The sequence below is a fragment of the Novosphingobium sp. NFX11 genome, assembly GCF_057376415.1.
The window spans coordinates 67722-83077 of sequence record NZ_CP080385.1 but is presented as its reverse complement, the minus strand read 5'-3'; the positions used below and the strand labels follow the sequence as shown (position 1 = coordinate 83077).

Below are 15356 nucleotides of genomic sequence, written 5' to 3'. Positions count from 1 at the left end.
AAAGCGGGCTTGCCCCTGCCCGCCCATGCTTCCGACGTTGTCACGAAACCACAACACGGACGCCGCCTCAATCAATTTGACATTATATTACTTCACATTGCAGACTGGTGTGCGCAAAATGTCGCAACCCGTCTTCCGGAAGACTTGGCGACGTATTCGGAGGACGATGCATGAAATTCTCCGCAGCTCCCGTTCTCGTCGCTACCCTCGGCCTTGCCGGACTGATGCCCGCATCCTCTGCCATCGCGCGGACGGGCTACGAGCACTACGCTGTGGGCGACCTGGACACGCCGACGACAGCGCCTCATTCCGGCGGCCTGCTGCTGATGGGCGGGGAGACCGCAACATCGATGCGATGAAGTGGTTCTTCGTCCATGCCGGCCAGGGCCACATCGTGATCCTGCGCGCGTCGTTCGGTCCGGAGATCGGCGAGGAGTTCTACCGCGAAATCGGCGGTATTCGCTCAGCCGAGACATTCGTGTTCAGGAATCGCAAGGCCGCCTATGATCCGAAAGTGATCGCCGCGCTGCACAAGGCAGACGGCATCTTCATCGCCGGCGGCGATCAGTCCCGCTACGTGCGCTTCTGGCGCGGCACTCCGGTCGCCGCAGCGCTCGACGCCCACGTCGCTGCCGGCAAGCCGCTCGGCGGTACAAGCGCGGGCCTGGCGATGCTCGGGGAGAAGCTTTACGGGGCGATGGACGGTGGCAGCCTGACGAGCATCGAAGCTCTGGCAGATCCGTTCGGGCCGGGCAACACGATCGAGGGCGACTTCCTGCATCTGGCGACGCTCAAGGGCATCGTCACCGACACGCATTTCAAGGAACGCGACCGGTTGGGCCGCCTCTTCGCCTTCGTCGCCAAGGCGCAGGCGGCGCGCACTGAACCAATGATCGGACTTGGCGTGGACGAGAGCGCAGCGCTTGCAATCGAGACGGACGGCAGCGGGCGGATCTACGCCACGGCGCCGGATGGCGGCGCTTGGCTGGTGGATGGTGCCGGATTGAAGTCCACTGCGGCATCCGGCACACTTGCCGCCGATCGTGTGACGGTCACCGGAATAGGCGCACGTTCGATAGTACACCTGCCGGGCGGCACGGTCGACGCCCCGCTGTTCGTACGCACTTACGCAGTGCGGGAAGGCAAAGTCGTCGAGGTGCCGCGCTGATCGCTCGCTGCCATTGGAGCGGGCAAAGCCCTCGCATTTGCCTTGAACGGTGCAATGTACCGTGACGCCCCGCCGTCGGCAAAACTGCAGCAGCAGCGGCTTCGCGGAATGAACGACCGGTAGGTTGACGTGCAGTCCCAGCCTAATGAATTCTAAGAGCCTGATCAGAAAATAAGTTGAGTGGTATCAGCAGGTTAGCTTGACGCTTTGGCCTGTCATTGATTCATGGGTTTCGCCAAAAACTACCATGGATTCAACGATGTGGACCGATACCACTCGCGCCCTTCATGCGCGAAGAGGGCTAGCTTTGCCAAGCGATTTGACGGATGCCGAGTGGGCGCTGCTGGAGCCATTGCTTCCACCTGCGTCTCGTGTCGGACGGCCCCGCAAATGGCCATTACGACGCATCGTCGAGGCAATTCTGTACCTACTGCGCGGAGGCCTGCCATGGCGGATGCTGCCGCCTTGCTTTCCGCCGGTGTCGAGCGTGCGGCATTGGTTCTACTTGTGGCGAGACAACGGGCTGTGGCTGACGATAAACCACACCTTGTTGATGATGGCCCGAGAAGCTGATGGGCGAGAGGCTTCTCCCAGCGCTGGCGTGATCGACAGCCAGTCGGTCAAGACGACCGAAAGCGGTGGCCTGTGCGGTTACGATGCAGGCAAGAAGATCAAAGGACGCAAACGGCACATCCTGACCGACACCGATGGAAATCTTGTCCATGCCGTTGTGCACGCCGCCGACATTCAGGACCGGGACGGGGCACCGCTGGTCCTTGGAGAAATCGTCAGGCGCTTCCCCTGGCTGCGTCACGTGTTTGCAGACGGCGGCTATGCCGGAAACAAGCTCAGGGAGGCCCTGCGCCGGATCGGAAAGTGGACCGTCGAAATCATCAAACGGTCCGATACTGCCAAGGGCTTCGAGGTCTTGCCGCGACGATGGGTCGTCGAAAGAACGCTCGCATGGCTGAGCCGCAACCGGCGTCTGGCAAAGGACTTCGAGGAAACCATCGCGTCCGCCACGGCTTGGCTCTTTATCGCATCCATCCAGCTATATGCTCGCCGCATCGCAAGGCCCTGATTGCCACGCCCGCAATTTTGAATCAGACACTCAAGATGCAAAGGTTCTTGAGATTACGCGGTAGGAATGACCGCCATTCACCCCTTCCGGCCGTCAGGCGACGGGAAGCCGATGCCCGGAACCGGAAGTTCTTGCGCGCTTCTGTTCAGAAAATGTTGCGAGGAAAAACGGACCTAGTGCGGACACGGCATTGCGTATAGCTAGGCTCTTAGCGCCTAAGTCATTGATATGTTTGGTTGCGGGGGTAGGATTTGAACCTACGACCTTCAGGTTATGAGAAGGAAGGACGAACTCCATCTTATTGGATTAAAACAGTTTTTAATTTTATTTTGTGTTATGTGCTAGAAATTGTGCTAATTTTGGGGATAACCTGCGTTCTGTCATATTTGGTTCGGTCGGACGCTGCATTTGCTGTGCATATGGCACCATCAAGGTTTCAACGGCAGCTGCTGCTGGGAGGTTGCCGTCGGCGAGGCAGCAAGCATTAGCCGCAACGCAACCATCTCGGCTATTCAGCGGCTCTCGGGCCGCGGCATAACTCGCCATTTCGAGAGGTGCTCGTTCCATCCCCAGGATATTTGTAATTGCTCACGGGGTTGGCAGAAAAGTGTTGCGCGGAGGTCGGTTGACTGATCCATCCCTACGGATGCCACCACCGCCGCTTCATGTTCTGACCGAGGCCGAGAAGAACGAGCTGCTGCTTGCTCAGCACGAGATGATCGAGCGGATGGCAGCACGGATTTCCGAGTTGGAATCCCTGGTCGGCAAGCCGCGCAAGACCTCGAAGAATTCGCATATACCGCCTTCGAAGGACGACTTCGGCGAGCGGGGCGGCAAAGGCGGTAAGCCCAGGACTGGCAAGCGCCCGCCGCGCGAAGGCAAGCACCGCCCACTGGCCGAGACGCCGGACAAAACCGAACGCGTCATGGCGGCAAGCTGCTGCCATTGCGGGACCGATGTTTCCTCGCAGACCCAGCATTGTCCCGGCTGATCCACGGGCGCGGTCACAAGCAGGCGATGCGTTGGGTGCGCAAACTTCGCACCTGGCTGGGCCGGCTCGACCGCGACATCGGCCGCAAGATCGCCGGAAATGAGGAACTCGAGGCCGCCTTTGCCGTCGTCCGCGAGCGGGTGGCGAAGATCCTCACCCAGAAGGCTGGCAGCACGGACAAGCTTTATGCCCTGCACGCGCCCGAGGTGGAATGCATCGCCAAGGGCAAGGCGCGGACCCGCTACGAGTTCGGGGTAAAGAGGTGGCCTGGGGAATCTGCGCACTGAGATAATTGGATTTTCTGCCTGAGAGCAGCCAGGAAGGCTGCGAGACAGGAGCAGAGAATGAGCAGACGACCCCGGCGCAACCACAGCCCGGCATTCAAGGCGAAGGTAGCACTTGCCGCGATCAAGGGCGAGAAGACGCTGGCAGAGCTGGCGCAGGACTATGACTTGCATCCCAACCAGATCACGACGTGGCGCACGCAGTTGCTCGAAGGAGCGGCCGGCGTATTCGGGTCGGAGAAGTCCTCGGACGAGCCCGCCGTCGACGTGAAGACGCTGCATGCCAAGATAGGCGAGTTGACGTTGGCGAATGATTTTTGGAAGGCGCGCTCGGCAAGGCAGGAGTGTTGCCGAGCGCAAAGCGATGATTGACCGAACGCACACCTTACCGGTGAAGCGTCAGGCGAAGGAACTGGGGATCAGCCGGGGCAGTGTCTATTATCTGCCCCGGCCGGTTTCGTCGGAGAATCTCGCGATCATGCGGCGCATCGACGCGTTGCACCTGGAGTTTCCGTTCGCGGGAAGCCGAATGCTACGTGATTTCCTGCGCCAGGAGGGTATCGAGATTGGCCGCTGCCATGTCGCGAGCCTGATGAAGAAGATGGCGATCGAGGCGGTCTATCGACGTCCCAGCACCTCGAAGCCGGCGCCAGGGCACAAGATCTATCCCTATCTCCTGCGCAAGCTTCCGATCGTGAGGCCCAATCAAGTCTGGGCGACAGACATCAGTTACAGTGCGCCTCGTCCCGGATGGTCCGGGGGCGTATGTTGGAATGCAAAGGAGAAAGGAGGAATGAACGACTGCCCTGCCCTCTGCTGTGAGGGGGCATGAGCCCAAGCGGCGGTGACCTGTCGTCAACTGACAGGGTGACGTAGCCCGCAGGTAAAGGGGATTGAGGTGAAGCCGTTACGCCGAGATGGTCCCCGAGGCTGTAGCGCTGGAAGGTTGAGGAACACGAACCGGTTAATCCGCATCCGAGGGCTGAAATGTCGCCTTCGCCTACACGGCTTAACAGGCGGAATGCTGATGATGGCGCCGGATACGTAAGTCGGCGACATCCGACTGCGGTCGTACACGTAGCACGCCCGCATGGAGTCATGGAGAGAACGCAGCCAGGCCATGGCATCGGCATCGACTTGCAGGACGCAAGGACAAGGACTGCGACCGGCAGCCTCCCCAGCGCGTGAAAGTCCAGCATATGAACGAGGGAAGGCATGATGGAATGCGAAAGGAGTTGGCCCCGATGTCCACCATGCTGGCGGAGTCCCCGTAGTAGTCCGCGACCGGGAAAGCCGGCCACATGGCGAAGGGGGCAGTTCAATCTGCTTGAAGTGCAAACTACCTGACCAAACGAGGTGAAGACCTTTGATAATCAGCGAAATGCAGCACAAGCTCGCGACATGGGCCGAGAGCGAGCCGAACCGTAGGTTCGACCGCCTTCTCAGGCTCATTGCTGACCGGGCGTGGCTTGCCGAAGCCGCCCGGATCGTATTGGCGTCAAGCGGCGCCCATACGCCGGGCATTGACGGAATGGACAAGCAACGGATGCAGGCAGGCCTTGCAGAACATCTAGCCTGTCTGCGTACGGACTTGCTGACGGGGAGTTATATCCCGCAGCCGGTCAGGCAGATCTATATCCCGAAAGCCAATGGCAAGAAACGTCCACTGGGTATCCCGACACTAAAAGACCGCATCGTCCAACGTGCGATGTTGATGGCCATGGAGCCGATCTGGGAAAGCGACTTCCATCGCCTCTCCTACGGCTTCCGGCCGGAACGCAGCGTGCATCACGCTGTCCGAACCGTGAAGATACAGTTGCAGGATACTGGTGCCGGGACGCGGGGCCGCTGGATCATTGAAGGTGATCTGGCGAGCTACTTCGACACGGTTCACCACCGGCTTCTGCTTCGCTGCGTTCGGCGGCGCGTCCGGGACGACCGGTTTGTTGATCTGCTCCGGCGGTTCCTGAAAGCAGGCCACATTGATCGTGGCCTGTTCGTGGCCTCAAGCGAAGGCGTTCCGCAAGGCGGCGTTCTGTCGCCACTCCTGTCCAACATCATGCTCCATGAGTTTGATGCGTGGCTGGAGGCGAAATATCTGAGCGACAAGGCGCGAAAGGATCGCTGGGCGTGGAACTTCGGCATCCAGCAGGGTCGCCCCATCACGGTTCGCGAGAACCGGCAATGGAAACCTGCTGTCGCCTACTGCCGCTACGCCGACGACTTCGTCGTCATCGTCAAGGGCACCAAGGCACACGCCGAGGCCATCCGTGATGAATGCCGGACCTTTCTGGAGGGCGGCCTTAAACTGACGTTGAATATGGGCAAGACCCATATCACCCACGTCAATGACGGGTTCGTGTTCCTCGGGCACCGGATCATCCGCAGGCGGGGATCAAGAGGACGCATGTCCGTGGTCTCGACGATACCCAAGGAGAAAGCCGAGACCTTCGCCCACCGATTGATCAAGGCGCTCTCCGGCAATCATGATGTTGCCACGGTGGACATGATCGATAGCCTGAACCGTCAACTGGCGGGATGGGCTGCGTTCTACAAGTTCACCGACTTCACAGCGCGCATATTCCGGCGCATCGACACCGTCGTGTTCTGGAAAATGGCGCACTGGTTGGCGCGGAAATACCGGTCACGCATCAAGCCTCTGATGCGCAAATGGTACCGTGTACCGGACATCGGCCAGTCGAAAACTTGGCTGATTTATGGTCGTAGCAATCAGGGAAAAGCTGTCGGCAAGGCGCTGCGCAGACTGGTCACAAGCCAGAAAATGCAGTTCCGGTGGCGGAACCCGGATCGAAACCCCTATATCTTCCGGGACGAAATCCGAAACACCGTTACCTCCCGCTATCATGACGTCGCCATGGCCATGGGCCAGGGTTGAATGGAGAGCCGTATGCGCTGAAAGGTGCACGTACGGTTCGGGGAGGAAGCGCTGATGCGCTTCCTACTCCACTCCCCATGGCGCGGGGCTTCGTTTATCTCGTAGCTATCGTCGACTGGTTCAGCCGCAAGGTTCTCAGCCATCGGATTTCGATCACGCTGGAGGCCGACTTCTGCGTGGAAGCGCTCGAGGAAGCCCTGGCGCGCTATGGCAAGCCGGAGATTTTCAATACAGATCAGGGGAGCCAATTCACGAGCCAGGCCTTCACCGGCGTGCTCCGGCGCGAGGGTATTGCGATTAGCATGGACGGCCGCGGCGCCTGGCGCGACAATGTCGTGGTCGAGCGGCTGTGGCGCTCGGTGAAGTACGAAGAAGTCTACCTGCACGCCTACGCTTCGGTCAGCGAAGCGCGCAACGCGATCGGCCGATATCTGGGTTTCTATAACGCCCGGAGACCTCACTCGAGCCTCGGTGGGCGTCCGCCCGATCAAACCTACTTTGACAATCTGCCACAGGTCGTGGCAGCGTGAATTGGCCGCGACTTGCGGGGCGTCACTCCGGCCGGGCTACGCCCGACCTCCATGGCGCCCCGCAGGCGGCAGCTTGAACAACCAACCCGCAGACGATCCACTTATCAAACGTCAAAGGCTGTTCAGACGAGCCGGGCCACTTCTTAAAGACCTCGATCGCGGTGACAAACGCCCGCACCGCCGGCGGCCAGTTCATCGTCGGCATGCAGGCGTTGCCCGGCAACCCCTATGATGGCCACACCCTGTCCGGGCAGATCGAGCAAGTCGAGCGCCTGACCGGCGTCACCGTTGAGCGGGCTTATGTCGATCGCGGCTACAAGGGGCACAAGCATGGCGGGCAGGCCAGGGTCTATATCGCCCACACCCGCGGGATCACCTCACCCACGATCAAGCGCGAGCTCAGGCGACGAAATGCCATCGAACCGATCATCGGTCACACCAAGTCCGATGGCCTGCTCGAGCGCAATCACCTCGCCGGTGCCACCGGCGATGCCATCAACGCCATCCTGGTCGCCGCGGGGCACAATCTCAGGTTGCTCGTCGCATGGCTGACTGCGCTTTTGCGCGCCCTCATCGCCGCCTGGCTATCCCCAGTCCTGCCCAAAATGGGCGCTGCCTGAAAGCAGCCTACCAGTTCGATAAACCCCTCACGGCACATCGGACGCAATCTACCCGTCGCCGAAACGAACATCGCATTGTTCACGGCCGACTCGATACCCGTGCCGCCTATGTCGCCATCAGCAGAGCGCGGTCCCATGCCGCACTCTATACCGATAGCCGCGCCCGCCTCACCGAAGCCCTCGGCCTGCGCGACGGGGCGCAGGTCGGGGCCATCGACGAGATTTTGGGCAGGGGCATAGGTCTGTAGAGATGCTGATCAAGAAACTCTACGAGTTACCGAAACCAGCTTGCGATATAAAGCATCGGTTCCCTTGGCAGCTTCAACTCTAATTCTCCAATGCATCGCTGCCACCATAAGAGGAGTAGCAGTCAGAATTAATCCGACAATAACCTCCATGGCGCCAACTGGCCTCCATCCGCTGATAATTGCAGCAGAATAGACCAACAAGAAGAACACTCCCCATATGAAAAATGCCGCTTCAGTCAGAACACTTGGTTTCTTTCTCTGATACCTTCGGTGGGCAAATTTCCAGAAACGCTCTTTCATAACAGACTCCGTCGCACCCTTATCGACCAGAACGACAGGTTCTTACGTCTGGCACATAATCAGCCACGATTTTGGAGCCAGCTTTCAATCCAGACTTTAGCCAATCGGGTCCGGGGAGGCGATTGATCACGGCTGCGCTCGCGTTCTTTACCAAGCTGCGGCTCGACTCGCCCCCAGCGAATGCAATTACCGCACCAGCACCCTGAATTGTGGCACCCGCAGCAGCGACCGGAGTAAATACAGCGGTAGCTATCGCACCAACTCCCGCTGCAGGGACATTTCCTGTCACCGCACCGAAGATGCCTAAAGCCGCGCCCGCGCCCGCTCCAACACCTCCAATTGCCGTGGGATAGCCCCCTGCATCAACCAAGGCATTGCCCGCAGCCCTCGCGAGCATCCCTGCTCCCCAACTGCAATCATAGTCAGTCAGATAGTAAGGGCCCTTTTGCGGCAACTCTCTATCTTGGAATGGCTGGGTAAATCCACTTCAACCACACCGCAATGAAGCCGGAAATACCTAATACTATGGCGGAAAGTCGAAGCAATTCTTTGATTCCATCGACCGAATCTTCAAGATTAAGCAGATGAACTATACTTGATGCAAAATTAAATCCTTGCTTATGCATATAAATCGCCGCCGCGGACAGCAAGAATATGCATCCGATTATACAGCCCAAGGCCAATGCAATTTTCATCGCGCGGATATAAATGTCGCCGGTCATTGCATTTAACATCCAAAGTTGATCAGGATTGGCGTGGAAACGTTGGCCGTACCACCTCCAGCGTAAAGTCCTAGCCCGCCACCGATCTTCGGGAAAATGCCGGTGGAACCTCCCAGACTAGCTCCATCGCCCTGCAGGCTTCCCCCAATAGAACCGCCATCGCCCGCGTCTGCTTCACCATATGTTGCTGTAGACGAACCCTTCGTCATCGGGCCTGGGGAATATCCAATGCCACCTGTCACACCTGCTCCAACAAATGCTCTCCAACCCATCATTTTGGTCGTTTGCCCGCTAACAGACAACTGAGAGCCCTTCAGCGAGAATGACGTTGGGATTGCAAAATTTATCGAACCGCCAGCATTGGCTCCCCACAAGAATGCAGCGGCCGTACCTGTCACCCCTATCGAGAATACTATGCGATCGCCGGAAGAGCACACGTCATCCTTTTGCGGCAACTCTCTATCTTGGAATGGCTGGGTAAATCCACTTCAACCACACCGCAATGAAGCCGGAAATACCTAATACTATGGCGGAAAGTCGAAGCAATTCTTTGATTCCATCGACCGAATCTTCAAGATTAAGCAGATGAACTATACTTGATGCAAAATTAAATCCTTGCTTATGCATATAAATCGCCGCCGCGGACAGCAAGAATATGCATCCGATTATACAGCCCAAGGCCAATGCAATTTTCATCGCGCGGATATAAATGTCGCCGGTCATTGCATTTAACATCCAAAGTTGATCAGGATTGGCGTGGAAACGTTGGCCGTACCACCTCCAGCGTAAAGTCCTAGCCCGCCACCGATCTTCGGGAAAATGCCGGTGGAACCTCCCAGACTAGCTCCATCGCCCTGCAGGCTTCCCCCAATAGAACCGCCATCGCCCGCGTCTGCTTCACCATATGTTGCTGTAGACGAACCCTTCGTCATCGGGCCTGGGGAATATCCAATGCCACCTGTCACACCTGCTCCAACAAATGCTCCCCAACCCATCATTTTGGTCGTTTGCCCGCTAACAGACAACTGAGAGCCCTTCAGCGAGAATGACGTTGGGATTGCAAAATTTATCGAACCGCCAGCATTGGCTCCCCACAAGAATGCAGCGGCCGTACCTGTCACCCCTATCGAGAATACTATGCGATCGCCGGAAGAGCACACGTCATCCTTTTGCGGCCTCGATCCGGTGACAGTAATTTCATTAACGCCATCATCGGAAATAATATCTTCCACATTGTACCGCCAGACAATCGAATAAGGATCGACCCGATACGGCGCAACAACGATCGAAGAAAAATGTCCGCTAGTAATAATGTCTGCACCATCAGAAGACGGAGGGAGTTATTAACCCAATCATTACCGTTTGGATAATATACATAGCACGGCTCATGGCCGCCACAGGGCTTATCTGTACGCAACCCGCTAGGATCTGTTGCATTGATGGGATCACCTCCGACGTAATTGTACCAGTTCAGTCCGTCGCTATATCCAATTGGATCAGTCTGCATAAACCGCCCCAATGTGGGCGAATAGAATCGGGCCTTGTAGTAATAAAGGCCCACCTCACCAAGCCAGACCTGCCCGGTGTACTGGTAGCGCCCCCTATTGCTTGACTGCGGAATGCCGTATTCATCGTAACGGTTGAGCCCGATTGCAGCGCCCGATGCATCCATCACCGTCACGATCGACCCGCGCTCATCGCCCTGCAGCCAACGGCGATCGGTCGTTCCCGCCCCCTCGTACCAGACCACGGGCTCATCGGAGCCCGGCCCCGGCACAAACCGACGCAATAGCGCGTTCGATCCGTTGTACTCGCCGATCATATTCACACCATCGTAGAGATACCGCGTCGTAATGCTACCCGATACCAGCTGATAAAGCCTGTCGGCGGCATCATACGCCAATGTGGCCGACGGTCCACCACTCACCGAGGTTAGCTGGTTGAGACCATTGTAGGAATAGGTCGTCAAACCCGAGGCCGTGAGGTTGCCTCGACCGTCGTATGCAAGAGTGGTGCTTCCCGACGACGTATATTGGTTAAGTCCGTTGGTCGTGTAATCGCGGCTGAGATTGTAATTCCCCGTCCAGGCATACGCCGCATTATTCCGGGCAAGACTGGTGATCTGCGACGACGGGTTATAGCCAATCGGGGTTCCAGTTCCGCCGACTGCACCGATCACCAGATCGTTAGAGGTACCCGCAGCGTCAATCTTGAGGCCCGTAAGCCGGTTGACTGCATCGTAAGCGAAGCTGCGGGAAGAGCCATTCCCGTACGTCACTCCCGTCCTACGACCGAAGTCGTCATAGCTGTAAGCTGCAAGGACCTGGATACCGCTCGTGACACCGCTTTCACGTATCGCAGTGACGTTGCCAGCCACATCGTAAGCATAGGTGACGTAGAAGTCATCTGGCCAGGTAATGCGGGTCCGGCGAGATGCCGCATCATACTGGTACCTAACCGTACCTTGTGGCGTAGTCTGACCAGTCATACGACCGAGCGCATCAAACGCATTGGTGACGCTCTGGTTGTTGCCTGTCAGCGTCGCACCGGTCGGCATTCCCAGCAAATTGTAAGTAAAAGTCCGGGCCGGAATTGTGGCGCCGCTAATCCCGGTTACGCGATCGAGATTATCATAGGCAAAGTCGATTGTGTTACCATCGCGCAATCGACGCTGCGTGATGTGAACATTGTCCCCGTAGGTCAACTGCTCACAATCGCCATTGCACGCAGCACCGGCGCTGGCATTGCCCCCAAATCCGTGACCGGGTAGCGCGTTTTTACCAGACGATCATGACCATCGTAGTCGTACGTCGTTCTATTATTATTCGCATCGACAACGAAGGCCGTCAGCCCATTGTCGGTGTAATCGGTCAGTTCGGTGGCTTGCTGCGCAGTTCCGTAACCTGACTCGACCTGCTTGACCCGATTGGCATTGTCATAGGTGTACCGCGTAATGCGGTCCTGGCCCTGGCTACCGCCAGACTGCAAACTACAAGCATCCGGCAAGGATGCATAACCGCCGGTATTCATTCGCTGGGTCACACATTGAGTGTGACCTGCGGCATCATAGGCGTATTGGGTCAGGCTGTAAGCTACCCCCATTCTTCAGCGTCTCGGTCGCTTTTCGGCTTAGAGCATCGTAGCTGGTCGAGACGCTTGCCGCCGGAGTAAAGGCATTCCACGCAGCAGTGGTCTGTCCCGCAGTATAGCCTTGTTCCGTCAGTTCGACACGGCCTTGAGCGTCGTATGTTATGCGCGAGGCAGCATTCTTGCGCGCACTGGAACCATCCGGGTCGGGACCCATGCCCCCGAGAGGCCGACGCAGCACGTCATAGACATAAACTGTCTTATCATCCGCTCCTGCAAGCGGGCCATCGACGGACGTCAGATTGCCCGCATCATCATATCCCAGAGTTGTGGTAGCGCCTATAAAACCGTTGTCAGACGCCGGCAGACCGTTGGCTTTGGTGACTGATGAAGGCAGTCCATTTGCGTTATAGGCGATGGTCGCCTTTGTCTCATTGGCAGTTCCAGCACAGTTCGCCGCAGTCAAACAGGTCGAACTGGCGCTCAACATGCTTACGCCATTCACCGTCGTATAGCTGTAAGTCGTGGTAGGTCGTGCGCCGCCCGTAGTCGCGGCCGGCGCCGTGATCGTCAGCAGATTGCCAGTTAAGTTATCGTATGTGTAATTCGTCTCGCGCCCCAGCGCATCCCTGATCCATTCCGGTTGGCTGCATGTCGCAGCCGTCAAACATGGATATGACGCGCTGGTGCTGAGCGTTCCGATCCCGCTACCATTTTTCGGGACAGAATCTGGTAAGTGGGACATTGCCGTTTGCATCATAGCAAAGACCGCTGTCGTTGCAGAAACTTGTGTAATTGTCCTCAGGAGAAATGATCTTGGTCACCCGCCCCTTGTCATCAAACTCGCGGGTCGTAGTGTTACCTTCACCGTTCGTGACAGTCACAGGCCGCTGTTTGGCAATATCGAACACGTAAGTCGTCGCATGCCCGATACCGTCGGTTACGGTTACGGTACGATTGTTCTCGAGGTCCGCGTAGGTGTAGGTCGTCGTGCCCTTCGAATTGGCGACAGTCCAGACCCGACCGTTGCTATCGTAGCTGATCGTCACATTTTCAGTCGGACTGCCAGGGTAGGTAATACCGCGCAGCTTACCCGAAATCGCCCGGTAGGTTGTTACTCCGCCTGCAGAATCCGTGATTGTAATGTAGTTGGTACCATTGCTGTAGCTAGAACCAAAACTTTGCGATCGAGCGACAGAGCCGGTAACAGCCGTGTTAGTCATCTGCACTGAGGTAATATTTCCCCAAGCTTGCAACTCTTCTGTCGCGGGGACCTCGTCAGGATTTGACCAATTGCCTTCCCAATTCCCATAAACGAACTGCAGCTTGTACTTTCCACTGCTGGTTACCGAACCTATTCGGTAAATATTTCGGCGCTGCGTACAGATTTGCCCGCTGGCACCCGGCTTGGAAGCTGCGCACGATTGTATGCTATTATACGAATAGGTGAATAGAGTACCGTCGGGCTTCGTGACCGTTTCAACGACACCTTGAACAGAGCCGTAGGGGTAGCCACCAACGTACACGGATCGAAACACGGTCCGGGTGCCGTCTGGCGCTGTAAACGTATAATCATCGGACGATTTCGACAGCTTGCTACCGTCGCCTTCGGTGGAGGTGTAGGTGCTGTTATTTTGGGTGAAACGGTAAGTTTTCCCGCCAAAGGCAACATAGACTGTCGTTCCACTGACGGAGAGCGTCGCAACGAGGGTATCACCCATAGCGATGCTGCCACGTGCAAATTTTCGCCACGTAAGCCCTTGCGGCGCAGAACCTCCGGACAATTCCGGACCATCAAAGTTCATCGTGCCAAGAAACAGATCAACGCCATTCGCATCAATGTTGTTGCGTACTGGCGCAGGCGCAGCGACTTGCGCATGCGCGACTTGACCATGCACGGCGACCGCAAGGACGCTTGTAGAAATCACAGCCCGCAGACGTGCTTTTGCCGACAGCCGTTTGAAACTGGTAATCATCTTATGCCCCCGCAAGAGAGTTCGTGGCCAGCCACGTCAAAGGAAAATCAATTTAATTTCAATCGCCTCATGGCCGCTACCGCGCACCCCGACCATTCGGCGACTTGCGATTGTTAGGAGACACAGCGGTGTCGAAGCTGGCGCATTAAACGCTGTAGCCTTTGACCGCATGAGAAAAGATCCGCTCGCGCGAAAGCGCGTGCATCAGCTGGGTGACTTCAGAACCCGCTTCATTGGGTCACTGGGATCAGCGTGAAACCATTGAGAGGCACTACTATGTACATGGTTGTCCCGGTTGATGCCCCACTACCTGGATCAACGCCGCCTGCGCTTCCATTGGGTGATCCTGATACGGTAACATTCGTGCGGTTGCCGGCCGCATCGTACTGGTAACCGGCATTGGTACCGCTGGCTGGACCTCCCGATGTTTGCACCCCGGTCACCCGCCCCAGCACGTCATATGTGTAGGTTTTTGTTTCCTGGGCCAACACTGGCGCTGCAGTGAGCAGCGCTCCCGCTGCCATTCCCAGCAATGCGCACTTGCGATATTTGATCACGACGAACCTCATATCTTATGGGCAAAGAAAGCGACGCTTTCCAAACTGCCGCCTAAAGGAAGTGGATGTACTCAACGGTGCAAGTGCCGAAATTCACATAGATGGCGACGTTGCCCGCAGTGGCTTTCGCAGTCTGCAGCATGGCCAGGATAGCCTGAATGTTGGCAATCTTCTCGTCAGCCGTACTGCCACGTGCCGGCCAAGACAGCAGGGCGCCAGCAACACAACTGCCCGCACCATTATCCGACTTGAACACGATGTGGGACGGAACGTAGGTCGGCTCGATCATCGTGATCCTGCCAATGATCTGCGCATCGTACGCCGGAGCCGCAGTGGCTAAACATGTCACGAGCAGCGCCAGAGCTGTGAAGATTTTTCGCATGATCCCCCTGATACTCATCTCGCGTACGCAGTGCCCCCACTTCCGAACATCAGGCTAGCACCTCAGCCAGCAATGGCCAGTCGTTTCAAATTAAATATTTGAAATTGCCGCACATGCTGCGGCAAGACTATCAAATCGTGCGGGCAGCCACAACGACGGAAGCCCCATCGCTATCGCAGGCATTCACATACAGCCGCAATGGCGCCTTCTGCGCGAACTGGGTCAGTATGAACGAGGCGATCATTTCGTAATTGTATGCGGAGGTCTTAAGCCGGTATCAACCCACACTCGAGCAATTCATGGGGCTAACGGGACCTGGCATATAGATATCGATACTTACCTCACGCGGTCCAAAATCCATGACTTGCGCGGGGCTGGTGTACCCTTCAGCAGCGAATGCCTCGTAAGGCGTGAGGATGGCCGCCATTGCGATGGCGGCTGTGATAACGAACCGTTGAGACTTCATCTTGCGAACCTTCATAATTCGGCATCCCGATGTAAACCGCAGCGGTAT

General features: G+C 57.2%; 12 protein-coding genes and 5 pseudogenes. 9 read left to right on the top strand and 8 right to left on the bottom strand.

The genetic code is table 11. The features are described 5' to 3' along the window. Positions 1 to 170: 170 nt before the first annotated feature. The 9 genes and pseudogenes from KZO24_RS18195 to KZO24_RS18155 all read left to right on the top strand — a co-directional run. Positions 171 to 359, top strand: coding sequence for a hypothetical protein (locus KZO24_RS18195; RefSeq protein WP_486487511.1), 189 nt, complete (start codon positions 171 to 173; stop codon positions 357 to 359). Beyond that, a complete protein-coding gene (locus KZO24_RS18190; protein WP_486487510.1) occupies positions 356 to 1168 on the top strand; it encodes a cyanophycinase in 813 nt (270 codons plus the stop codon). Before KZO24_RS18195 ends, KZO24_RS18190 begins: the two co-directional genes overlap by 4 nt. 259 nt (positions 1169 to 1427) lie before the next feature. Then, positions 1428 to 2249 carry an IS5 family transposase gene (locus KZO24_RS18185; protein WP_271183144.1) on the top strand — a complete coding sequence of 274 codons (822 nt, stop codon included), beginning with the start codon at positions 1428 to 1430 and terminating at the stop codon, positions 2247 to 2249. A 646-nt stretch (positions 2250 to 2895) separates the two neighbouring features. After that, a pseudogene (locus KZO24_RS18180) lies at positions 2896 to 3231 on the top strand (DUF6444 domain-containing protein); the annotation flags it as partial. Then, positions 3231 to 3500: pseudogene (locus KZO24_RS18175) on the top strand (IS5/IS1182 family transposase); the annotation flags it as partial. The pseudogenes KZO24_RS18180 and KZO24_RS18175, both read left to right, overlap by 1 nt. Positions 3501 to 3584: 84 nt before the next feature. Next, positions 3585 to 4257: pseudogene (locus tag KZO24_RS18170) on the top strand (IS3 family transposase); the annotation flags it as partial. Between the two features lie 648 nt (positions 4258 to 4905). Beyond that, positions 4906 to 6420, top strand: coding sequence for a group II intron reverse transcriptase/maturase (gene ltrA / locus KZO24_RS18165; RefSeq protein WP_486487509.1), 1515 nt, complete (start codon positions 4906 to 4908; stop codon positions 6418 to 6420). Continuing rightward, positions 6411 to 6950, top strand: a pseudogene (locus KZO24_RS18160) (transposase); the annotation flags it as partial. The gene ltrA and the pseudogene KZO24_RS18160, both read left to right, overlap by 10 nt. Before the next feature lie 143 nt (positions 6951 to 7093). Further along, positions 7094 to 7570, top strand: a pseudogene (locus KZO24_RS18155) (IS5/IS1182 family transposase); the annotation flags it as partial. 257 nt (positions 7571 to 7827) lie between these two features. Here KZO24_RS18155 and KZO24_RS18150 read toward each other — a convergent pair. From KZO24_RS18150 to KZO24_RS18115, 8 genes are all read right to left on the bottom strand, one after another. Further along, positions 7828 to 8118 (bottom strand): hypothetical protein, encoded by a 291-nt coding sequence (locus tag KZO24_RS18150; protein ID WP_486487508.1) that lies wholly within the window; start codon positions 8116 to 8118, stop codon positions 7828 to 7830. Positions 8119 to 8576: 458 nt separating this feature from the next. Beyond that, positions 8577 to 8840, bottom strand: a complete 264-nt coding sequence (locus KZO24_RS18145; protein ID WP_486487507.1) for a hypothetical protein — start codon at positions 8838 to 8840, stop codon at positions 8577 to 8579. A 459-nt stretch (positions 8841 to 9299) separates the two neighbouring features. After that, positions 9300 to 9563 (bottom strand): hypothetical protein, encoded by a 264-nt coding sequence (locus KZO24_RS18140; RefSeq protein WP_486487507.1) that lies wholly within the window; start codon positions 9561 to 9563, stop codon positions 9300 to 9302. A gap of 412 nt (positions 9564 to 9975) precedes the next feature. Then, entirely contained in the window at positions 9976 to 11544 is a 1569-nt protein-coding gene (locus KZO24_RS18135) for an RHS repeat-associated core domain-containing protein (RefSeq protein WP_486487506.1), read from the bottom strand. After that, positions 11541 to 11870 (bottom strand): RHS repeat domain-containing protein, encoded by a 330-nt coding sequence (locus KZO24_RS18130; protein ID WP_486487505.1) that lies wholly within the window; start codon positions 11868 to 11870, stop codon positions 11541 to 11543. Before KZO24_RS18130 ends, KZO24_RS18135 begins: the two co-directional genes overlap by 4 nt. A gap of 34 nt (positions 11871 to 11904) precedes the next feature. Next, entirely contained in the window at positions 11905 to 12417 is a 513-nt protein-coding gene (locus KZO24_RS18125; protein ID WP_486487504.1) for a hypothetical protein, read from the bottom strand. Positions 12418 to 12634: 217 nt separating this feature from the next. Further along, complete coding sequence (locus KZO24_RS18120) at positions 12635 to 13903, bottom strand: hypothetical protein (protein WP_486487503.1); 1269 nt, start codon at positions 13901 to 13903, stop codon at positions 12635 to 12637. 609 nt (positions 13904 to 14512) lie between these two features. Then, entirely contained in the window at positions 14513 to 14842 is a 330-nt protein-coding gene (locus KZO24_RS18115; RefSeq protein WP_486487502.1) for a hypothetical protein, read from the bottom strand. Between the last annotated feature and the right edge of the window lie 514 nt (positions 14843 to 15356).

Bases quoted from the DNA above. Each gene is read 5' to 3' on its own strand.
- KZO24_RS18195 (WP_486487511.1), top strand. From the start codon at position 171: ATGAAATTCTCCGCAGCTCCCGTTCTCGTCGCTACCCTCGGCCTTGCC.
- KZO24_RS18190 (WP_486487510.1), top strand. From the start codon at position 356: ATGAAGTGGTTCTTCGTCCATGCCGGCCAGGGCCACATCGTGATCCTG.
- KZO24_RS18185 (WP_271183144.1), top strand. From the start codon at position 1,428: ATGTGGACCGATACCACTCGCGCCCTTCATGCGCGAAGAGGGCTAGCT.
- ltrA (WP_486487509.1), top strand. From the start codon at position 4,906: ATGCAGCACAAGCTCGCGACATGGGCCGAGAGCGAGCCGAACCGTAGG.
- KZO24_RS18150 (WP_486487508.1), bottom strand. From the start codon at position 8,118: ATGAAAGAGCGTTTCTGGAAATTTGCCCACCGAAGGTATCAGAGAAAG.
- KZO24_RS18145 (WP_486487507.1), bottom strand. From the start codon at position 8,840: ATGACCGGCGACATTTATATCCGCGCGATGAAAATTGCATTGGCCTTG.
- KZO24_RS18140 (WP_486487507.1), bottom strand. From the start codon at position 9,563: ATGACCGGCGACATTTATATCCGCGCGATGAAAATTGCATTGGCCTTG.
- KZO24_RS18130 (WP_486487505.1), bottom strand. From the start codon at position 11,870: ATGAATACCGGCGGTTATGCATCCTTGCCGGATGCTTGTAGTTTGCAG.
- KZO24_RS18125 (WP_486487504.1), bottom strand. From the start codon at position 12,417: ATGTTGAGCGCCAGTTCGACCTGTTTGACTGCGGCGAACTGTGCTGGA.
- KZO24_RS18120 (WP_486487503.1), bottom strand. From the start codon at position 13,903: ATGATTACCAGTTTCAAACGGCTGTCGGCAAAAGCACGTCTGCGGGCT.
- KZO24_RS18115 (WP_486487502.1), bottom strand. From the start codon at position 14,842: ATGCGAAAAATCTTCACAGCTCTGGCGCTGCTCGTGACATGTTTAGCC.